General features: G+C 72.7%; 19 protein-coding genes. 10 read left to right on the top strand and 9 right to left on the bottom strand.

Annotated elements, in window-relative coordinates:
* Positions 1-147: 147 nt before the first annotated feature.
* Genes M1R94_RS02800 through M1R94_RS02790 form a run of 3 tightly spaced genes read left to right on the top strand, consistent with a single transcriptional unit; the run spans position 148 to position 2658 of the window.
* Positions 148-1569, top strand: a complete 1422-nt coding sequence (locus M1R94_RS02800; RefSeq protein WP_249380145.1) for a hypothetical protein — start codon at positions 148-150, stop codon at positions 1567-1569.
* A 16-nt stretch (positions 1570-1585) separates the two neighbouring features.
* Positions 1586-2038, top strand: a complete 453-nt coding sequence (locus M1R94_RS02795; protein ID WP_249380144.1) for a hypothetical protein — start codon at positions 1586-1588, stop codon at positions 2036-2038.
* A gap of 44 nt (positions 2039-2082) precedes the next feature.
* Positions 2083-2658: a hypothetical protein gene (locus M1R94_RS02790; RefSeq protein ID WP_249380143.1), complete on the top strand. Its 576-nt coding sequence runs from the start codon at positions 2083-2085 to the stop codon at positions 2656-2658.
* Between the two features lie 39 nt (positions 2659-2697).
* Here the strand turns inward: M1R94_RS02790 and M1R94_RS02785 are convergent, their stop codons facing one another.
* The 7 genes from M1R94_RS02785 to M1R94_RS02755 form a co-directional block, all read right to left on the bottom strand.
* Positions 2698-3255, bottom strand: a complete 558-nt coding sequence (locus tag M1R94_RS02785; protein ID WP_249380142.1) for a hypothetical protein — start codon at positions 3253-3255, stop codon at positions 2698-2700.
* On the bottom strand, positions 3252-3863 hold the full coding sequence (locus M1R94_RS02780) for a hypothetical protein (protein WP_249380141.1): 612 nt from the start codon (positions 3861-3863) through the stop codon (positions 3252-3254). The genes M1R94_RS02785 and M1R94_RS02780 overlap by 4 nt, the downstream gene beginning before the upstream one ends.
* An 80-nt stretch (positions 3864-3943) precedes the next feature.
* Positions 3944-5350 carry a hypothetical protein gene (locus M1R94_RS02775; protein ID WP_249380140.1) on the bottom strand — a complete coding sequence of 469 codons (1407 nt, stop codon included), beginning with the start codon at positions 5348-5350 and terminating at the stop codon, positions 3944-3946.
* A gap of 60 nt (positions 5351-5410) precedes the next feature.
* Positions 5411-5830, bottom strand: coding sequence for a hypothetical protein (locus M1R94_RS02770; protein ID WP_249380139.1), 420 nt, complete (start codon positions 5828-5830; stop codon positions 5411-5413).
* A gap of 131 nt (positions 5831-5961) precedes the next feature.
* Positions 5962-6504, bottom strand: coding sequence for a hypothetical protein (locus M1R94_RS02765; RefSeq protein ID WP_249380138.1), 543 nt, complete (start codon positions 6502-6504; stop codon positions 5962-5964).
* The gene (locus tag M1R94_RS02760; protein ID WP_249380137.1) at positions 6501-7187 is read right to left on the bottom strand and encodes a hypothetical protein; all 687 of its coding nucleotides are present in this window, start codon (positions 7185-7187) and stop codon (positions 6501-6503) included. The genes M1R94_RS02765 and M1R94_RS02760 overlap by 4 nt, the downstream gene beginning before the upstream one ends.
* A complete protein-coding gene (locus M1R94_RS02755) occupies positions 7184-8578 on the bottom strand; it encodes a hypothetical protein (protein ID WP_249380136.1) in 1395 nt (464 codons plus the stop codon). Before M1R94_RS02755 ends, M1R94_RS02760 begins: the two co-directional genes overlap by 4 nt.
* Before the next feature lie 229 nt (positions 8579-8807).
* Between M1R94_RS02755 and guaA the strand changes: the two genes are divergently transcribed.
* The 3 genes from guaA to M1R94_RS02740 all read left to right on the top strand — a co-directional run bounded on the left by guaA (position 8808) and on the right by M1R94_RS02740 (position 12499).
* A complete protein-coding gene (gene guaA / locus M1R94_RS02750; RefSeq protein WP_249380135.1) occupies positions 8808-10391 on the top strand; it encodes a glutamine-hydrolyzing GMP synthase in 1584 nt (527 codons plus the stop codon).
* A 338-nt stretch (positions 10392-10729) separates the two neighbouring features.
* Positions 10730-11878 (top strand): glycosyltransferase family 4 protein, encoded by a 1149-nt coding sequence (locus tag M1R94_RS20650; RefSeq protein ID WP_249380134.1) that lies wholly within the window; start codon positions 10730-10732, stop codon positions 11876-11878.
* A gap of 153 nt (positions 11879-12031) precedes the next feature.
* A complete protein-coding gene (locus M1R94_RS02740; protein ID WP_249380133.1) occupies positions 12032-12499 on the top strand; it encodes an aromatic ring-opening dioxygenase LigA in 468 nt (155 codons plus the stop codon).
* A 114-nt stretch (positions 12500-12613) separates the two neighbouring features.
* On the opposite strand, the gene M1R94_RS02735 is transcribed toward M1R94_RS02740, so the two are convergent.
* Both M1R94_RS02735 and M1R94_RS02730 read right to left on the bottom strand, forming a co-directional pair.
* Complete coding sequence (locus M1R94_RS02735) at positions 12614-13126, bottom strand: hypothetical protein (RefSeq protein WP_249380132.1); 513 nt, start codon at positions 13124-13126, stop codon at positions 12614-12616.
* The gene (locus M1R94_RS02730) at positions 13123-14565 is read right to left on the bottom strand and encodes a PspC domain-containing protein (RefSeq protein WP_249380131.1); all 1443 of its coding nucleotides are present in this window, start codon (positions 14563-14565) and stop codon (positions 13123-13125) included. The genes M1R94_RS02735 and M1R94_RS02730 overlap by 4 nt, the downstream gene beginning before the upstream one ends.
* 187 nt (positions 14566-14752) lie before the next feature.
* On the opposite strand from M1R94_RS02730, the gene M1R94_RS02725 reads away from it, so the two are divergent.
* The 4 genes from M1R94_RS02725 (at position 14753) to pcrA (ending at position 20874) form a co-directional block, all read left to right on the top strand.
* Positions 14753-15991 (top strand): ATP-binding protein, encoded by a 1239-nt coding sequence (locus tag M1R94_RS02725; RefSeq protein ID WP_249380286.1) that lies wholly within the window; start codon positions 14753-14755, stop codon positions 15989-15991.
* The gene (locus tag M1R94_RS02720; protein WP_249380130.1) at positions 15988-16644 is read left to right on the top strand and encodes a LuxR C-terminal-related transcriptional regulator; all 657 of its coding nucleotides are present in this window, start codon (positions 15988-15990) and stop codon (positions 16642-16644) included. The genes M1R94_RS02725 and M1R94_RS02720 overlap by 4 nt, the downstream gene beginning before the upstream one ends.
* A gap of 80 nt (positions 16645-16724) precedes the next feature.
* Entirely contained in the window at positions 16725-18299 is a 1575-nt protein-coding gene (locus tag M1R94_RS02715; RefSeq protein ID WP_249380129.1) for a methyl-accepting chemotaxis protein, read from the top strand.
* Positions 18300-18366: 67 nt separating this feature from the next.
* Complete coding sequence (gene pcrA, locus M1R94_RS02710) at positions 18367-20874, top strand: DNA helicase PcrA (RefSeq protein ID WP_249380128.1); 2508 nt, start codon at positions 18367-18369, stop codon at positions 20872-20874.
* Positions 20875-20920: the final 46 nt, after the last annotated feature.

Genomic DNA, 20920 nt, shown 5'->3' with positions numbered 1-20920 from the left:
GAGTCCTGTGGCCGGCTGCCACCCCGTGGGCCCAGCCAGCCGGCGCATCTGGGCCCAGCGGTGGGTCCCCGGGCTCAAGGGCTCTCCCGAGCGCGCACCTAGCGTGGATGCACGAGGCCTGCAGGCCGGCGACCGGGAGGGACGACCATGCACCGCAGCATCCGGCGCGACGACCGCGGGGTCAGCTCGCTCGAGCTGCTCGGTGTGGTCACCCTGGTCGCGCTGCTCGTCGCGGGGGTCACCCTGGGCGTCGCACGCTACCCCGACCACCTCGCCTCGGTGCTGTGCCGGTTCGTGGTCGCCGCCGGCGGCGGGGCGGGGTCGTGCGACGTCGGCCCCGTACCGGTGGCCGACGCACCCACCGACGCGGACTTCCAGCCAGGCGTGTGCATGCTGAACTCGACCTCGGAGCAGTACAACGCCGAGGTCAAGGTGTGGTTCCTCTCGATCGGCGACAGCTCGGGCTTCATCGTGCAGGAGTTCTCCGACGGGTCGGTCCGGGCGACGCTCACCGACGGCGCGTCCGTCGGTGCCAGCACGGCCGTGAGCAGCAACACCTTCGACACCGACAAGCTCGGGGACGGCAACGCGGCCGGGCTCGACGTCAACCTGGGTGGCAACCTGACCTTCGGGTACGGGGACACCTGGGAGTTCGACGACGCGGCCCAGTGGACCGCGATGAAGGACCAGCTCGACGACTACCTGATCCAGCGGGTCCAGCTGCAGAACGACCAGTACGGCGGTGTCGCGCTGTGGCTCTGGATGAGTGACGGCTACGTCTCGGCTCCCAAGGACCCGATGGTCTCGTACGCGACCATCGGTGTGGACGTCGCCCTCGACGCGAGCGGTGGGGTGCGGGTGCCGACCGGTCACGACTCGACCGGCAAGGAGACCTTCCTCGACCCGCAGGCGGGCCTGAACCTCGAGGTCTCGGCCGGCGGCTCGGTCGTGGTCGAGACCAACCACGAGACGGGAGAGCGCAGCTACACCTACGAGCTGACCGGCTCGGGGGAGGCCGGTGCCGACGCCGTCGTCGCGCACGCCTCGGGCGAGGGGGAGATCCAGGGAGCCTTCACCACGACGTACGACGCGAACGGTGAGCTGAGCGAGCTCTCGTTCAAGAGCTCGTACGAGGTCGGGTACCAGGCCAGCCTGGGCAACGGCTCGCTGCCGGTCTCCGGCTCGTACGGCGAGGGGGAGACGACCTCGGTGGTGACGACCACGACGATCGGCATCGACGACTCCAACCGCGCACTCGCCGACGAGTGGCTGTCCTTCCGCAACGGTGCGTCCCAGACCCTGTCGCTGCCCTTCGGGGCGATGGTGCCCGACAGGCCCTCGTCCGACCCGTTCCTGCAGCTCCTCTACGAGCAGGGCAGGACCAGCCAGATCGCCTACCACGGGGTCAGTGACGGCTGGGAGTTCGGCCTCGCGGTCAAGAAGGGCTGGGAGTTCGGCTTCAGCATCAGCGCCGAGGAGGCGACCGCGACCAAGACCGACGCGGCCTTCCTCGGAGCGCCCGGCGTGGACGGTTCGCGCGCCTTCATCGACGACGCCCTGTGCAACTGACCGGGAGGACCCCGCTGTGACCTCGACGACCTCGACGACCTCGATGACCCCGACGCCGTCGGTGGCCCGCTCGTACCTGCGTCCCTGGGTGGTGGGCGCCGTGACCTACCTCGTCTCCCTGGCCCTGTGCGTGCTGCTGCTGACCCTGGTCGACCGCACCGCGGGGATCTCGACGGTCGCTGGACTGGCCTGGCTGACCCTCGTGGTGCCACCGGCCGTCGCCGCCGTCGCGGCGACCCTGCTGGTCGGTGGTCTCCGCCGGAGCGAGAGCCGCCACGGTCTGGTGGCCTCGGTCCCCGTCGTGCTGGTCGCCGCCGTGGTGGGCACCGGTGCGCTGCTGGAGGCGCAGGCACGGACGCAGTCCGACGCCTCACCCGGTACGGTCCTGGTGCCCGTGGTCGTCACCCTGGTCGTGGGTGGAGCGCTCGGAGCGGTGCGGGCCCGCACCGCGCGTGGCTCCCGGTCGTGAGCACCGCGGCCCGACGTCGACGTGACCCAGGAGACGATGTCCCCGTGAACGCCCCTCGCAGCACCCGGACCCGCGCGACCCGCCCTGTGGGACTGCTCCTGACGGTGGGGGTCGCCGCGGGGCTCGGCGCCTGCGGTCCCTCGGGCGCGGACGTCCCCGAGGGCTTCGTCCAGGTCGGTTCGGGTCGGCTCGAGGTGGCCGTCCCCCAGGGCTGGGTCCCGGTCGAGGGGGACAGCGAGCTCTGGCCCGGCGGATGGGCCGACGCCGAGCTCGACGACGCGCAGCACCTGCTGATCGTCAGCCCCGAGTTCGGGACCGGCGGGGCGGACCTCGGGCGGTCGACCTTCGTGGCCGGCGCGCAGATCGGCGGGGTCACCGGGTACACCTCGGACGGCTTCAGCGAGCCGGTGCAGACCGATTCCCTGGAGATCGCCCGGAACGACTTCACGTACACCGGCCCGGACGGCGAGCGCTACGAGGGGATCTTCTGGGCGGCGGCCGACCCGCGCAGCGGCGACACGGTCGCGCTGCAGCTCACCGGGAGCGAGCTCCCCGCGGACCTGGTCGACGGCATCGAGGGCAGCATCCGACTGGGTGACGGAGCGGACGACCCGGCCTGACCGGCACGGGTGTCGGTCCCGGGCCCACCGGTGCTGACCTTAGGCGGAGCGGGCCGCTCGTCGTGCGAGCAGCCCGAGACCGAGCAGCACCGGTGCCAGGACCACGAAGAACACCCCGGCGCCCGTGCCGGCGCCCGTTCCCGGGTCGGGGGTGGCCCCGAGTGCGGTGAGGCCGTGAGCGGTGCAGGTCGCGCTCCGCACCCCGAACGTGTCGGCCGTGGTGGTCAGCCAGACGTAGTCACCGGAGCCGAGGCTGTCGGTGATGACCTCCGGTCGGTCGTCACGAGGGCCGACGGGCAGCTCGCCACCCGAGTCACCGGCCCCGGTCCAGCGGCAGGTGACCGTCGAGAGGTCCACGTCGGCCGGCTGACCCCACAGCGCCATGCCCCGGGTGCCGCCCACGACGTCGATCGCGGTACCCGGTGTCGCGGTGGTCTCGACCACGGACGCCCGGGCAGCACCCGAGGGGAAGAGCCCGGTGAGCAGTGCGACGCCCAGCAGGAGGAAGAACGGTGACCCCCACAGGGCCACCGTGCTCCACAGCCGGGTCGCGCGGCGCAGGTTCCGGGAGGTGAACGGACCTGCCCCGGCGCTCACGGCGCGACGGTCACGCTGGCGAGCACGGCGTGCATGGCCTGGTCGGCGTAGCCCTCCGCCGGGCCGACGACGTTCACCACGGCCTGCCCGCCGTCCGGCAGGTCCAGGGCGAGGAACTCGTACTGGAAGATCACGTTCTCCCCGTCCGGCATCGGGAGGTCAGCGGTGTACGCCAGGTACGCGGCACTCTCGGCACCGGGCCAGGAGATCTCCTCCTCGACGACGTCCGTCGCGCCGAGCGTGCTCTCGGCCGTGCGCCGTGCGGAGCCGGCGACCGCGACCGCCCCGTCCTGGGGCGAGTCGGTCACCACGGTGAACGCGCCGCTGCCCGCGCCGTCCTCGGGCGTGGGGGCCTGGAGCCCGAAGCTCGTCGCGTCGGCCACCGCCCCGTCGGCGGGCGCACCGGTGTCGAAGGCCTCCCAGTCGGCCGGGGCGTGCAGCTCGACCGAGCCCTGGGTGTGCGGGGTCCAGCCGTCGGGAGCCTGTGCGGGTGAGAGGTTCTCGCCGCCCGTCGCCTCGTCGGCAGTGGAGCCGCAACCGCCGAGGGCCAGCGCGAGCGAGGTCACGCACAGCAGCGTCCACCCGGCGGGGTGCGAGCGGGGTGACATGGGTCCTCCGGGAGGTGGTGCTGGGCGCGGACGGTGCAGGTGGGGGCGGGACGGCAGGCGGTCAGGCTAACGGGTCGGTGTCAGAAGCACCCGGCACGGTCGACCATCGCCCTGCCGTTCCAGTACTGGGAGCCGGTCGCGGTGCGGGTGGTGTCGATCGAGCTCCCGGCGAGACCCAGCTCGACGCCGACTTTGCCCATCGCGTTGAAGCTGTTCTCACCCGTGGCGAGGGAGTAGGACTCGGTCGTGATGTGCCCGCGCTCCGAGGCGCTCGCGAAGAGGTCGCGTGACAGGCTGGTGGGGCTGAGCCGGTCGGTGGCGATCCGGGCGACGTCGACGCCCTCGGTGACTCCCGGGTAGTAAGGGACGCCCGCCCCGTGCATGATCCGGGTGGCCAGCTCGCGGTCCGCTGCGGTCTGGAGGGGGAAGGAGAGGGTCTGCTCGGTGTACTCGGGTGCGTCGCTGATACCCGATGCGCCGCTGGAGGACTGCTCACCCGTCGCGTTGCCCATCAGGATGCTCGTCATCCGGAACGTGGTCGGGTTGCCGTTGGCGTCGCGGTCGATCTCGATCACCGCGCCGGCCGCGCCCTCGGCGGTGACCTGGACGTAGCTGGCGGTCCCGTCGGGGTCGGCGCCCCACCCAGTCAGACCGCCGTTGATGGCCATCTCGGCACGCAGGTAGTCCGTCGACGTGCCGTCCCGGCGCTCGGTGCGGCCCAGGTACGCGTCGACGGTGGCGGTTGCGTCGGCCGAACCCGTGATCGCGGTGACCCCCGCGGTACCGGCGAGCTCGATGCCACCCTCGACGAACCACTCGTCGGGCTCACGACGTTCGTTGTCGTTGCTGCCTCCCAAGGCCTCGTTGAGCCAGTCGGCACCGTCCCGGACGATGTTGTCGTCGCCGAACCACAGGTCCTTGACCTCGTCCTGGCGCTTGGCCCCCAGGATGTGACGGGCCTGCTCGGGGGATGTCGCGATGTAGCTCTCACCCTGCCCGGCGGCCACCGCAGCGCTGACGTTGGCGTACGCCCCGGCGCCGAACCTCTCGCTGTCGATCGTGGCCGAGAGGTCGAACCCGACGCCGACACCGATGCCGAGGCTGCCGTCCGTGGCCCGGGTGAGCCGGTAGGTGCCGTCGCCGAGCTCGTCGATGGCCCACCGCTCACCGCTCTCGAGGGTGACCACGACGGTGACCTTCTCGTTGCTGTCGTTGCCCTGGGAGCCCACGACGCACGGGGTGTCGGGGATGTAGTCCTCGGGTGCGCGGTCCTGGGCGGCGACCGCACCGCAGTCGCCCTGCCCCAGCGAGATGATCTCGCACAGCGCGACTTGCAGGTGCTCCTGGTAGCGGGTGGCGGTGACCCCCAGGACGAGAGCCGCCACCAGGAGGGCGGCGACCGCGACGATGCCGACGTACTCGAGGGTCCCGACCCCCCTGTCCCGGTCGTCGCGGTGGGGCAGGGCACGGCGCAACGGCGTCAGCATCGGGCGTGGGGTCTCTTCTCGGGTTCGGGACGAGGCGGCTCGTGGGGGCAGACGGGAGGCCTACTGCCGGTATCCGAGCGCTTCGTCGCCGTGCGGAGCGGCCCTGCTCGCGGCCAGGACGGTGACGGTGCCGAGGGCGAGCCATCCGGTCAGGTCCAGGACGGCGGTCAGCGCGCCAGGCGCGACGAACGTCTGCGCGAAGAAGGCGCGCCCGACCCACGAGAACGGGTTGAGGGCGTAGCCCACGACGAGCCCGGCCACACCGGCCAGCACGAGCGAGCTCCGCCGGGCGGACAGCACCCTGCGCCGGACGAGTGCGTAGGGGATCACGACGACCACTGCCGCGGCGACCAGCGCCCGGATGCCCATCGCGGCGCCCAGCTCGTAGGTCGAGACCGCGACCCAGCCACCGACCGCACCGGCAGCCAGCGCCCCGAGGGCGGTCGCGACGGCCACCTGGAGGGTGAGTCCGGTCTGCATGCTGCTCCTCGGGCGATCAGATCGTCGGGTGGGATCTCCATCGTGCTGCAGGACGTCGTCGCGGCGATGGGTCCACGGGCCCGACGCGCCCCGCGCCGGTGGGTCCCCGGTCCTGACTGCGGCGGGGCGCGTCAGGTCCGCGCGGGTCGGGTGACCCGCAGGGCGACGGCGCCCCACACCGCCGCGAGACCTGCGGCGGCGATCAGCCCCAGTCCGACGCCGCGCTGCAGGGGGACCCGCGGGGTCGAGGAGAGTCGCACGGTCTCGAGCGAGCCACCGTCGCAGACGGCCGACGAGGCCGGCCAGGTGCGCCCCCGGTTGTCCGCGAGGTAGACGAGCGCACCGAAGCGCGGGTCGTCGATCACGGCGATGTCCTCGCTGCCGGGGGGAGGGCCGGCGGGCATCGTCTCGGGCGCGCCGCCGGGCCCGCTCGGTGCGGTGCACGTGACAGCCTGAGGGTCGAGGTCGGTGCCCTGCCCCCAGAAGACGGTGTCGTTGCCGAGAGAGGTCGAGATCTCCTCACCAGCCGCCCACTCTGCTGGGCGGACCGTGGGGATGCCGTGGTTGCTGCGGACGAGCACGACAGCAGCGCCGATCCCGAACAGCAGCACGCCCAGGACGGCCAGGTAGCCCGAGGTCCGGACCGCTCGGCGGAGCCGCGTGGCGGCGGTCACGGTGCGAGCTCGAGCGAGCTCAGCACCTCGTGCATCTGCAGCTCGTCGAAGTCCGCGACCGGGGCGACCGAACCGACGAGGACCTGGCTGCCGTCCTCGAGGTCCGCGACGAACCACTCGTAGCGGTACGGCACGCTGGTGCCGGAGGAGTCGGTCGCCTCGGACTCGAACGCCAGGAAGACGGCCGACTCGGCGCCGGGCCACGACACCTGCGAGCGGGCGAAGTCCTCGACCCCGCGGGTCGCGCTCCACTGGTTCTCGAGTGCGTCCACCTCGACCGACGCCGTCCGGTCCGGGTCTGGCGCGACGGTCGTGGTCACGCCGGGGGTGCGGCCCTCGTCGTTCGCTGGCCCCAGCAGGGCGAAGCTCTCCGCGTCAGGGTGAGCAGGATCGGCGGAGGCGCCGTCGACCGGCTCGAAGCCGGCCGGGACGTGCACGGTCACCGTCCCGTAGTCCACCGCCTCCCAGCCGTCCGGCGCCGGACCGGGGACCAGCGGACCGTCGGACGGCGATGCCGGGTCGGTGGTGCACGCAGCGAGGAGGAGCACCGCGGACAGCGCCACGGCACCACCGCTGATCACCCTCCCGAGCTGACTCACGCACCGGGCCGGCTTGCAGTGGACGTGCACGAGTGGGGCCTCCGGGTCGGTCGGTGTCCTGACCTGCGCCAGGGTAGTGCTCACTGCGCGACGCAGCCGGTACGGTCCACCAGGTTCTGGCCGTTCCAGTACCGGTAGCCGGTGGCCGTCCGCTGAACGGCTGTGTACGACCCACCCAGGCCTGCCTCCAGGATGTACTTCGCGTCGAGGTTGGCGCCGTACTCGGTCGTGTCGACCTCGTAGTGCTGCTGGTAGACGTACCCCGTGTCCCGTGCCAGGGACGTGAAGTCCTCGACGTTCTGCGCCATGAAGACCGTGTTGCCGGGCCGGTCCAGCAGGGAGAGGTTGTCGGTCACGCCGTCGACCTCGAGCCCCAACGACTGGGCCAGCCGACCGGCGACCAGCCGGTCGGCGTCGCTGGTCAGCGGAACCTGCACCGTGGTCTCGGTGAAGGACGGGTTGGTCCCCTCGTCGATGTTCTTGCCGTAGGCGTCGGCGTGTGCCATCCCCGTGGTGACGACCCGGACGGCGACGGCCTCACCGCGGGCGTCGCGGTCCACCTCCCAGCGCAGGCTGCCCTCGAAGCTCGCCGTCGCGACGCCGTACCCCTCGACCGAGCTCAGCCACTTGCCCCCCTCGGCCGAGCCGGAGGCGCTCGCGGTGAAGATGTCGGTCGAGGTGCCGTCCGTCCGGTCGACGCGTCCTTCGTACACCCCCATCTCGAGCTCCACACCCGCTGAGCCGTCGATGAGGGTGGCGTTGGCCGAACCGGACAGCTGGATCCCCGCCCGGGTGAACGTCTCGTCGGGGGCGAGGTCCTCGTACCGGGTCGAGCCGCCGAGCTGTTCGGTCGCCCAGTCCCACCCCTGACGAGCGAGGCTGCCGTCGCCGAGGATGACGTCCTTGACGTCGCTCGTCCGTTGGGCGCTCAGGATGGCTTCGGCCGCGGCGCGGTCGGCGGCGTAGAAGACGTCGCCCTCCTGGCCGGTCACCATCGCGGCGGCACCCGCGCTGAGGCTGGCGCCGTAGCGCTCGTCGTCAAGGGTCAGCGAGACGTCGAAGCCCACCCCCACCTCGGCCCCGGCCGCCGCCTCATCGGTGCGGGTGAGGCGGACGCGACCGTCGTCGAGCTGCTCGTACAGCCACGTCTGCCCGCCCTCGACCTGCACCGCGATGGCGACCGCGGCGTCCCACCCTGCTCCGTCGGCGTTGATCACGCAGGGCTCGGGCGGGACGTAGTCCTCAGGGGCACGCTCCTGGGTCGTGACCTCTCCGCACGAGCCCTGGCCGAGCGAGACGATCTCGCACAGCGCCTGGGCGACGCGCGGCCCGTACTGCGTGGCCGAGACGCCGAGGACGACCGCCGCGACCAGCAGTGCGGCGAGGACGACGATGCCGAGGTACTCGATGGTCCCGATGCCGCGCTCGGCATCGCAGCGAGCCCGCGCCAGCCGCAGGGCGAACGTGAGCCTCATCTGACCACCTGCCCGGTCGTGCGGGTCGGTCCCGGTCGGCCGCCCGCTCTCCGGAGCGTCTCCCCCCGTGGTCATGTGGCTCCATCTGTCGTGCCGTGACGTGCTGCCGTGGTCGGCATCTCGATCTTGGCCCATCGCGGGCGAGGGCGATGGGCCCACGGGCCCGTTCTCGGACCCCTCCCGGTGGGCCCGCGCTCGGCCTCCGCGATCGGCTGGCTACCCTGGTGCCGTGACCGACACCGCGCCCCTGCCCGACCACAGACCGGTTCTCGTCGTCGACTTCGGGGCGCAGTACGCGCAGCTGATCGCCCGGCGCGTGCGCGAGGCGAAGGTGTACTCGGAGATCGTGCCGCACACCGCGAGCGTCGAGCAGATGCTCGCCAAGGACCCGTCCGCGATCATCCTGTCGGGTGGTCCGGCATCGGTGTACGCCGACGGTGCGCCGTCGGTCGACCCGGCGCTCTTCGACGCCGGTGTCCCGGTGCTGGGCATCTGCTACGGCTTCCAGGCCATGGCCAAGGCCCTGGGTGGTGACGTGGCCCGCACCGGGGCGCGCGAGTACGGCGGTACGCGGGTGACCGTTCCCGAGTCGGGCGTCCTGCTGACCGGCTCTCCGACCGAGCAGTCGGTGTGGATGAGCCACGGTGACGCGGTGCACGCCGCCCCGGCAGGCTTCTCGGTGCTCGCGAGCTCGACCGGCTCACCGGTCGCAGCCTTCGAGGACCGCGCACGCCGCCTGTTCGGCATGCAGTGGCACCCCGAGGTCAAGCACTCGCCGCTGGGTCAGCACGCCCTGGAGAACTTCCTGTACCGGGGGGCCGGTCTGCGGCCCGACTGGACGGCCGGCAACGTCGTGGCCGAGCAGGTCGAGGCGATCCGCACGGTGGTCGGTGACGCACGCGTCATCTGCGGGCTGTCGGGCGGTGTGGACTCCGCGGTCGCTGCGGCCCTCGTCCAGCGGGCCGTCGGCGACCAGCTGACCTGTGTGTTCGTCGACCACGGCCTGCTACGGCAGGGCGAGGCCGAGCAGGTCGAGACCGACTTCGTCGCCGCGACGGGCGTGCAGCTCAAGGTCGTCGACGCCCGTGCCCGCTTCCTGGACGCCCTGGCCGGTGTGACCGACCCGGAGACCAAGCGGAAGATCATCGGACGCGAGTTCATCCGGGTCTTCGAGGCGGCCGCACGTGAGGTCGTCGAGGACTCGGGTGCGCACGGCGAGGAGGTGCGCTTCCTGGTGCAGGGCACGCTCTACCCCGACGTCGTGGAGTCGGGCGGCGGAGAGGGCGCCGCCAACATCAAGTCCCACCACAACGTCGGCGGCCTGCCTGACGACCTGCAGTTCGAGCTCGTCGAGCCGTTGCGCACCCTGTTCAAGGACGAGGTGCGAGCCGTGGGCCTCGAGCTCGGCCTGCCTGACGCGATCGTCTGGCGCCAGCCCTTCCCGGGGCCGGGTCTGGGGATCCGGATCATCGGTGAGGTGACGGCCGACCGGCTCGAGATCCTGCGTGCCGCCGACGCGATCGCCCGTGAGGAGCTGAGCCACGCCGGCCTGGACCGGACCATCTGGCAGTGTCCCGTGGTGCTGCTGGCCGACGTGCGCTCGGTCGGCGTCCAGGGCGACGGACGCACCTACGGTCACCCGGTGGTGCTACGACCGGTCAGCTCGGAGGACGCGATGACCGCCGACTGGACCCGCGTGCCGTACGAGGTGCTCGCGACCATCTCGACCCGGATCACCAACGAGGTGCCCGAGGTCAACCGGGTGGCCCTGGACGTGACGAGCAAGCCGCCGGGCACGATCGAGTGGGAGTGAGCGCCCGCGGCGTCGGTGTCCCGGCCGCAGGTGCCTCGTGGTGTCGCGGTCGACCCGAGGTTCCCGGTCGGCTCCTTCTCGCCCGGCCGGCTGTCCCGTCACGAACCCTTCGCACGGTGGTCACCGGGTCGGTGTGCAGAGGTCGCCGGGGTCCCGCAGACTGACGGCACGACACGGCGATGACCCAGGGGGGATCATGGACACGGCCATCCAGCACGACGAGCAGCTGCCCGAGGAGCGCGAGGACATCCCGGTGCGATCGGTGAGCAACCCGCGTCGTACCCGTATCTGAGGTCGCCTCGCCCGGGAGGATCCCTGGCCGCGACTAGCCTGTCCTCGTGCGGATCTTCCACGTCTCGGACTGCTATGCGCCGCGGACCGGTGGTATCGAGTCCCAGGTGCGTGACCTCGCCCGTGCCCAGGTGGCACGGGGCCATGAGGTGCACGTCCTCACCGCGACCCCGGCTGCGGGGTCCGCGCCAGGACGGGACGTCCAGGACGACGACGGTGTCCAGGTCCACCGGCTCGGGACCAGGATGCCGTTCGACCTCCCGGTCAACCCCGCGGCGCCGCCCAGGGTGCGCGCCCTGCTGCGCGAGCTGGCGCCCGACGTGGTGCACGTCCACGCCGGGGTCGTGTCACCGTTCGCCTTCGACGGGGCGCGGGTCGCCCTGGACGCGGGCACCCCGCTCGCCATCACCTGGCACTGCATGCTCGACGGTGCGGTCCCGGCGCTGCGTGCGGGGGTGCGGCGCACCGCCTGGCGCGACGCACCGGTCGCACTGAGCGCGGTGAGCGGCGCGGCCGCCGAGCGTGTGGCCGAGGTCTTCGGCGCGCCGGTCGAGGTGATGCCCAACGGGATGGACCTGGCGGGCTGGGCACCCGCGCCGGCGACCGACGGTGCCGCGTCCCCCGACCCGACAGGACGTGGGCTCCGGTGCGTGGCCACCATGCGACTGGCGCCGCGCAAGAGGGGTCCGGCACTGGTCGGTGTGATCGAGGACGCCATGACCCAGCTCCCGCCGGGGGCGCTGGACGTCGAGGTCCTCGGCGACGGGCCGGCCCGCGCGACGATGCAGCGCCGCATCCGGCGTCGCGACCTCACCGGTGTCGTGACGCTGCGCGGGCGGCTTCCCCGGGCCGAGGTGCGGGAGGTCTACCGGCGGGCCGAGGTGTTCCTGGCCCCCGCGGTCCTGGAGGCGTTCGGCATCGCTGCCCTGGAGGCACGTGCTGCGGGTCTGGTGGTCGTGGCGCGCCGCGGGACCGGGATCGAGGAGTTCGTCACGCACGACGTCGACGGCCTGATCGTGGACGACGACGCGGGGATGGCCCGCGCGGTGGTCCGGCTCGCGGTCGATCGTGACCTGCTCGCCCGGCTTCGGGAGGCGGCGCGCAGCGTGCCCCCGGCCTTCGACTGGGCCCGTGCGGTGGCGACGGCGGAGTCGGAGTACCGACGCGCACGGGTGCTGCGAGACGCCGGGGCTTGATCGACACGGGACCATCGACCCACGGACCATTGACCCAGCACTGGCCGTTCTTGAACTGACAACCTTCTTCCAGGAGCTCGGACGACGGGCTCACCGGGACCGGCGCTACCGGATCCGGACCCTTGAAGACATGTCCTGGGAAGGGATTTCACCATGTCCACCACCGTTTCCTCGAACGGCAAGTCCGTCCGCCTCATCGGCCTCGTCGCGATCATCGCGGGTGTCGTCCTGATCGTCGGCGGTGCCCTGACCTGGGGCATGGTCCGTAGCCAGCTCGCTGCCGAGAACATCACCCTGGGCGACGACGTGGCCATGTTCGCCGGCAACACCGTCGACGGCCCGATCGACGCCTACCTGCAGGCCGACATCATCAACCAGCACGCGCTGGCCGGCTCGGACGGCAAGACCTACGCCGAGCTCGACCGCGAGGACCCGGCGCGCGCCAGCGTCATGAACGGCTCGTTCCTGCGTGCCTCGCTGTTCACCTCGGTCATCGCCTTCGGTGTCGCGGCCTTCGCCGCCGGCATGGGCCTGCTGTTCGTCCTCGTCGGCTACGCCCTGCGCCAGCTGGTCCCGGTCGGCACGGTCGTCACCACCCCCGAGAAGGTCGCCGCGATCTGATCGTCGTCGCACCCTGGACGACCGAGGGCCGCACCCGCAGGATCCCCTGCCGGTGCGGCCCTCGCACGTCCCCGCCGTGGTCGCTGCCCTCCGCAGCGACCACGGCGGTCGTCGTCATCGCCTGCGTCGCCGTGCGCCGCTGGCCACCGATCCGACCAGGAGCGCCACCCCGGCCAGGGCGACCAGCCCGATCAGCGCGAGCTGGACGTCGAACACCACCCCTGCGGCGGTGGCCAGGATGCCCACGCCGATCACCGCGACCACCAGGCCCCAGACGACGGTGCCGACCCGCAGCCGCTGCTGATCGGGGCTGGCGGCGGCCGACGTCGGCTGGGTCGAGCCGGGAGCCGGTGCGGTCGCGTCCGACGTCGTGCCCGGCCCGAAGACCTGCTCCGACGGGGTCGGTCCGGCGTCCTGCGGTGGTGTGCCGGCCGTGGTGCGCGGCGGGGTCGATGCCCCGTCCGCCGTCGCCTGGTCCATGGTGTCCTCCGTGATGGTGGCATCGAGCTGCTCGGTCGGCAGGTCGTCGTGCTCGTCGGGGGGTGCTGGCGCCTGCGGGCCGGAGCCCGGGCTGCGCTTCTGCGTGATGCGCTGGGTGATCTCGTCGTCGGGCCGCTCGGTGCTCATCGGCCCTCCTCGATCCGGACCGTGCCCGCACCGACGCTGATCACCAGGTCGATGTCGGAGATCTCGCCGTCGCGCACCGCGGGCGACTCCAGGGTGCGTGCGGTCCCGCCACCCACCCCGCTGCTGACCTGCCCGTCGAGCCATCGCAGCTCACCGGCGAAGATCTCGACCTCGGCGGTGAAGGCACCGTCCCGGGGCACGATCACGGTCACCTCGCCCGCACCGACGCTGATCGGCACCTCGATCGTCGTGCCGTCCAGGGGGAGCTCGGTCAGGTCGATCCGGGCCTCGCCGGCCCCCAGCGAGTACCCGCGCTCGGCCTCGTCGACCTCCCGCGGGGTGTGGGTGAGGTCGCCGAACGTGGTCGAGTAGTCGTTCCACGACCAGTTGGACCAGTTGTTGTTCGTCACCGCGGCCACCGGGAGCAGCACGAGGATGGCCAGGACGGACAGCCCGCCCAGCGGGCCGCTGGTGCGGCCCCGCAGGCCCGAGATGATGATGCCCAGGCCGGCAAGGATCACGGCGACCGCGCCGGCCGTCAGCAGGACCGGCCCGTCGAACTCACCGATCCGCTCGGCGTACAGCAGCCCCGCCAGGGTCAGCAGGCTCAGCGCTGCGATGACGCCCACCACTCCGCTGCCGGGTCCGCCCGCGGAGGGCTTGGGAAGCTGGGTCACCGGCCCGGTCGGTCCGTACGGCGGCTGGTGCGGGGGCTGCGCGGAGGTGTAGGCGGGTGGCGGGCCCGGGTGGACGGGTGGCGTGGGCGCACCCTGCGTGGGGTAGGGCGCGGTGGGGGGCATGGTGGTCGTCGGTCCTTCCGGTCGGTGGGGCGCGGCACTGGCGTAGGTGGGGGCACCCGTGCCGGGGTAGGCGCCCGGGGGCGGGGTGCGGGGCAGGGTCGTGGTGGGCCCGGGTGGGCGACCGCTCGAGGGCGTTCGGTTGGACGCACCCACGACCAGCACGACGATCAGGGCGATGGCGCTGATCCACAGCAGAGCGGTCCAGCCGTTGCCGCTGCCGCCCCACCACATCCCGAGGTTCCACCGGTCGGGCAGCGACAGGCCCGTGGCGAAGACGGCGAAGGCTCCCAGGACGGCGATGTCGAAGTCCCCGCGGAAGAGCTGCTGGAGGTGGATGCGCCCGTCACGCTGCTCGGGGAGCAGCGCCCAGCCCAGCCCGTAGACGACCAGGCCGAGGCCGCCGAGCAGGACGGTCACGGCGAGCAGCCCGCGGACGACGACGACGTCGACGCCGAGCCGTAGTGCGATCCCCCCCGCGACCCCACCGACCCAGCGCTCGTCGGAGCGCACCAGGCCCGCGCGGCGGATGCCGTCGAAGAAGGAGTCCATGCCCGACGGCGCGGGCGGCTGCTGGTGAGGCGGGACCGGCTGCGGGCCGGCCGCGGGGTCGTGCGCCGGGGGCGGAGGTGTGGTGTCCATGACATCGATCCTGGTGCCCGCGGCGGCCACCGGGTATCCGGTGCCCCCCTGATCCCACCCTGAACCCCGGGCGCCGCACCCTGAGCCGAGGTCCGGGCGGACCCTGGAACTCACCCTGGGGAGCATGGGCAGGAGCCCTCGGGCGCCCCTGGCGGGGGTCCCGACGTGTGACGATGCTTCCGTGACCATGACCGAGCGACTGCCGCTGCGCCGCCCCTCCCGGGGCCGCTGGGTCGGTGGGGTGTGCGTGGGGCTGGCGGCCCACCTGGGGCTCCCGGTCGTCACCGTGCGGCTGGTGATGATCCTGCTGACGCCCTTCGGCGGTGCGGGCGTCCTGCTGTACGTCTGGTTCTGGGTCGCGGTCCCCGCAGGGGACCCCGCCCAGGTGGCCGCCGAGACCCGCCCCGCAGCACTCAGCAGGTTGGCTCCGCGGCTGCGCGAGCCGGGTCGGCGGGTGCCGCTGACCGACATCGGCGTGGGCCTGCTGCTGCTGGTCGCCGCGGGCCTGCTGATCGCGGTGCGCGCGGGGGTCGAGATCGACTACTCGTGGGTCGTGCCCACCCTGATCCTGGTCGGTGGGGCGGGCCTGGCGTGGAGCCAGCTCGACGCGGTCGAGCGGGGACGTTGGCTCTCGCGGGCCGGTGGCCGCACGCCGGTGAGCGTGCTCCGGCTGCTCGGGGGGATCGTCCTGACCGGGCTGGGGGTGCTGCTCCTGGTGGGTCAGGACGCACCGCTCGAGGCGCTGGCCCGTTCCGCGGTCGCGGCCCTCGCGGTCCTGGTCGGGGCGGCCCTGGTGCTGGCGCCGTGGTGGCTGCGCCTGGTCAACGAGCTCGGTGACGAGCGTGCCGCCCGGGCCCGGGAGTCCGAGCGCGCCGACATCGCCGCCCACCTGCACGACTCGGTGCTGCAGACCCTCGCCCTGATCCGGGCACGCTCGGACGACCCCGACGCCGTCTCGCGGTACGCACGCGCCCAGGAGCGCGAGCTGCGGGCCTGGCTCTACGACGACCGCACCACCCCCGGCACCTCGCTGGCCGCCGAGCTCAAGGACGTCGTCGCCGAGGTCGAGGACACCCGTGGTGCGGCCATCGAGACGGTGGTCGTGGGCGACTGCGTCCCGGACCTGGCCACCGAGGCGCTGCTCCAGGCCACCCGGGAGGCCCTGATCAACGCGGTCGTGCACGGGCGTCCGCCCGTCTCGCTCTACCTCGAGGTCGCGGCCGAGCGGATCGAGGTCTTCGTCCGTGACCGCGGGGAGGGGTTCGACCTCGCAGAGGTCCCCGCCGACCGCTTCGGCGTGCGAGAGTCGATCATCGGGCGGGTGCGTCGCCGCGGTGGCACGGCCACCGTGCAGAACAAGCCGGGACGGGGCACCGAGGTGCACCTGTGCGTACCGACCACCGAGCAAGAAGGAGAACCCCGATGACCACCGACGTCGACGTCGTGCTCGTGGACGACCACCTCATGTTCCGCGCGGGGGTGCGTGCGTCGCTCGACGCCTCGGTCCACGTGGTGGGCGAGGCCGACGACGTCGACGCGGCGATCACCCTGGTCCGCGCCCTGCAGCCACCCGTGGTCGTGCTCGACGTGCACCTGCCCGGGGGCATGGGCGGAGGTGGGGCCGAGGTGATCACGGCCTGCGCCGACCTGCTGAGCACCACCCGGTTCCTCGCGCTGTCGGTCTCCGACGCGGCCGAGGACGTCGTCGCGGTGATCCGCGCGGGCGCCCGCGGGTACGTCACCAAGGCGATCACCGGTCCGGACCTGTCCGACGCCGTGCGGCGGGTGGCCGGCGGGGACGCGGTCTTCTCCCCACGGCTCGCGGGGTTCGTGCTGGACGCGTTCGGCACCGCAGCGGGCGACGTGGCCACCGGCGACGACGAGCTCGACCGTCTCTCGGCGCGCGAGCGCGAGGTCATGCGGCTGATCGCCCGCGGCTACTCCTACCGGGAGGTGGCCACCGAGCTGTTCATCTCGATCAAGACCGTCGAGACCCACGTGTCGGCGGTGCTGCGCAAGCTCCAGCTGTCCTCGCGGCACGAGCTGACGCGGTGGGCCGCGGCCCGTCGTCTGCTCTAGCAGGTCGAACGCTCAGGCCGGACGGGCGGCGGTCGATGGGGAGGTGACCGTCCCGCGACCCCGTCCCCCCGGAGTGCCCGATGCTGCGCATGAACACGTTGTCCGTCTCCACCCGGTTGATCGCGATCGTCGGTCTCCTCGGGCTGGGTCTGGCCGGTCTGGCCTCGATCGCCTCGGTCCAGATCCACGGGCGGATCATGGAGGAGCGTCAGACCGCCACCCGGATCGTCGTGGAGACCGCCCTGGGCGTCGTGGCCCACTTCGGTCTGGAGCAGGAGGCCGGGCGGCTGAGCGAGGCCGAGGCCCAGGCCGCGGCGATCGCCGCGGTCGGCCAGCTGCGGTACTCGGAGTCGGAGTACTTCTGGATCAACGACATGACCCCGACGATGATCATGCACCCCATCCGCCCCGAGCTCGACGGCACCGACCTGACCGAGAACGTCGACCCGGACGGCAAGCACCTGTTCGTGGAGTTCGTCGACGTGGTCCGCGCCGACGGCTCGGGCTTCGTCGACTACCAGTGGCCCAAGCCGGGTGCCGACGCCCCGCAGCCCAAGGTGTCCTACGTCAGCGGCTACGCCCCCTGGGGCTGGGTGATCGGGTCGGGTGTCTACGTCGACGACGTCCGCACCGTCGCGCTGGCCGAGGCAGCGAAGCTGCTGCTCAGCGGTCTGGGGATCCTGGTGCTGGTCGGTGGCGTGACGATGGTCGTGGGACGCAGCATCGTCACGCCGATCCGGCGGGCCACCGAGGTGCTGGCCAGCGGTGACGTCACGACCCGCCTGCCCGCCGGCGCCCAGAAGACCGAGCTCGAGCAGCTCGCGGCCGCCCTCAACGTGACCCTGGACCGTGCGTCGACCGTCGCGGCCGACGTCGCCGCGGCGGTGGCTCAGCTCGACGCGGCGGCCTCCGACCTGGTGCGCAGCAGCGACGGCATCGCCGAGGACGCCGAGAGCACCGCGCAGCGCACCACCGCCGTCTCGCGCTCGGCCCAGGAGGTGAGCCTCGGGATCGACACCGTGGCCTCGGGCACGCACCAGATGGGCGCGTCGATCAGCGAGATCGCGCAGAACGCGCACGCGGTCGCCAAGATCGCGGTCGAGGCGGTCGAGGCCGCTGAGACCACCAACCGGACGGTCGCCACGCTGGGCGACTCCTCGGCGCAGATCGGCAGCGTGGTGAAGGTCATCACGGCCATCGCCGAGCAGACCAACCTCCTGGCGCTCAACGCGACCATCGAGGCCGCCCGCGCCGGGGACGCCGGCAAGGGGTTCGCCGTGGTGGCGGGAGAGGTCAAGGAGCTCGCGCAGGAGACGGCCCGGGCCACCGGCGACATCTCGGCGCGGGTCGAGGCGATCCAGGGCGCGGTGCTGCAGGCCGCCGGGGAGATCGGGCGGATCAGCGAGATCATCGGACGGATCAACGACTACCAGACCACGATCGCCGGCGCGGTCGAGGAGCAGACCGCGACCACCTCGGACATGGCGGCGAGCATCGCCCGCACGGCCGACGGCAGCCGGGAGATCGCCCTGTCCCTGGGTGAGGTCGGGGCGTCGGCCCAGCGCACCACGGGGCAGATCGCGGGCATCCGGTCGGCGGCCCACGACCTCGCGGCGACCTCGCGGCGCCTGCAGGAGGCCGTCGGGTCGGTGTGAGCGGCCTCGGCCCGGCCGGTCCGGACCGTCCGGGGCTGTGGGCGGTCACGCCTAGGCTTGGGGGGACATGAACTCGCTCTTCTCCGACCTCCCCCTGCCCGGGCTCAGCCGCAGCGACCTCGCGCGGCTGCCCTCGTCCGTCCCGCCCCGGGAGGCCGGGGCCTCACCCGGTGAGGCGCCCGGGACGGTCGAGGTGGCGCGTCGCGAGGCCACCGCCGACGCCCTGCTGCACGGACTGAACACCGAGCAGCGCGCGGCCGTCCTGCACACCGGATCACCGCTGCTCATCGTCGCGGGGGCCGGCTCGGGCAAGACGAGGGTGCTCACGCACCGGATCGCGCACCAGCTCGCGACCCGGCAGGTCCGCGCCTCCGAGGTGCTGGCCATCACCTTCACCAACAAGGCCGCCGCCGAGATGCGCGAGCGGGTCGCCGCGCTGGTCGGCCCGCCCGCCCGCGCGATGTGGGTCTCGACCTTCCACTCGGCCTGCGTGCGCATCCTGCGCAAGGAGGCCGGGACGCTGGGCCTGCGCTCCTCGTTCTCGATCTACGACTCGGCGGACTCCCAGCGGCTGCTCACCCTGGTCGCCCGCGAGCTCGACCTGGACGCCAAGAAGTACCCCGCCCGCTCGCTCGCCGGGAAGATCTCGAACCTCAAGGACGAGCTCGTCGACCCCGAGACCTATGCGACGCGCTCGGGGGCCGCCACGGGTGCCGCGAACGAGGTCGACGAGGTGCTCGCGGCGGTCTACACCCGCTACCAGGCGAGGCTGCGGCAGGCGCACGCCCTGGACTTCGACGACCTGATCATGACGACGGTCAATCTCATGCAGGCCTTCCCGGCCGTGGCCGAGCACTACCGACGCAGGTTCCGCCAGATCCTGGTCGACGAGTACCAGGACACCAACCACGCGCAGTACGTGCTGGTGCGCGAGCTGGCCGGTGCGGCGCAGGGCCTCCCCCCGGCCGAGCTCACCGTGGTGGGCGACGCGGACCAGTCGATCTACGCCTTCCGCGGTGCGACCATCCGCAACATCCTCGAGTTCGAGGCGGACTACCCCAGCGCCCGCACCATCCTGCTCGAGCAGAACTACCGCTCGACCCAGACCATCCTCTCGGCCGCCAACTCGGTGATCTCCCGCAACCCGGGGCGCAAGCCCAAGCGGTTGTGGACCGACTCGGGTGCCGGGCCGCAGATCGTCGGGTACGTCGCGGACTCCGAGCACGAGGAGGCGCGGTTCGTCGCCGAGGAGATCGACCGGCTCGGGGACTCCGAGGGTGTGCGCCCGGGCGACGTCGCGGTCTTCTACCGGACCAACGCGCAGTCGCGCGCCCTGGAGGAGGTGCTGATCCGGGTCGGTCTGCCCTACAAGGTGGTCGGTGGGACCAGGTTCTACGAGCGCAAGGAGGTCAAGGACGCGGTCGCGTACCTGCGGGCCATCGCGAACCCCGACGACGACGTCAACCTGCGCCGCGTCCTCAACGTCCCCAAGCGTGGGCTCGGGGACCGCTCCGAGGCGATGGTCGCGGCCTTCGCCGACCGCGAGCGGATCTCCTTCGGTGCTGCCCTCGAGCGCGTCGACGAGGCCCCCGGGGTCGGTACCCGGGCGCTGACCGGGCTGCGGTCCTTCGCCGCCATGATGTCCGACCTCCGGGACCTGGCTGCCTCGGGCGCCGGACCTGCCGAGGTGCTCGGCGCGGTGCTGGACCGGACCGGGTACCTGGCCGAGCTGCGTGCGAGCGACGACCCCCAGGACGCCTCGCGGGTCGACAACCTGGCCGAGCTGCACGCGGTGGCCTCCGAGTTCGAGCAGTCCGAGCCCGAGGGAGACCTCGCCGACTTCCTCGAACGGGTCTCGCTCGTCGCGGACTCCGACCAGATCCCCGGCGACGACGGCGAGCCGGGTGACGGTCCTGCCGTGCCCGACCAGGGGGTGGTCACCCTGATGACCTTGCACACCGCCAAGGGGCTCGAGTTCCCGGTCGTGTTCGTCACGGGCTGGGAGGACGGCACCTTCCCGCACATGAGGTCCCTGGCCGACCCCGAGCAGCTCGCCGAGGAGCGCCGGCTCGCCTACGTGGGCCTGACCCGGGCCCGGCAGCGGCTCTACATCTCACGGGCCGCGGTGCGCACCGCGTGGGGCGTCCCGAACGAGTTCCCGGCCAGCCGGTTCCTGGACGACGTCCCCGAGGAGCTCGTGGACTGGCGTCGACGCGAGTCGAGCATGGCGACGCTGCGTGCGGGTGGCTCGGGGTGGGGGAGCTCCGGGTCGGGCTGGGGGTCGCGGGGCGGCTCCTCGGGCCCGTCGACCAGCATCGGTTCTCGATCGGGTCCGGTGTCCTCGCGCAAGGTCCCACCCTCGCCCCCCACGGCGAGCTTCGGCTCGGCGACACCTCGGCCTGCCGGCGACGTGCCGAGCCTCGCGGTGGGCGACAAGGTGACGCACGACGCGTACGGGGTCGGCACGGTCGTCGGTGTCGAGGGCGCAGGTCAGAACGCCGTCGCGAAGATCGACTTCGGGGCCGACGGCACCAAGCGCCTGCTGCTGCGGTTCTCGCCGGTCACCAAGCTCTGACGGGCCTGGTCGCTACACTCGGCCCCGATCCCGCACGGCGCCCGGC

Source organism: Actinotalea alkalitolerans (assembly GCF_023369855.1).
GTDB lineage: Bacteria > Actinomycetota > Actinomycetes > Actinomycetales > Cellulomonadaceae > Actinotalea.
The sequence above is the reverse complement of the archived record's forward strand: the minus strand, read 5'-3'. Positions and strand labels throughout refer to the sequence as shown.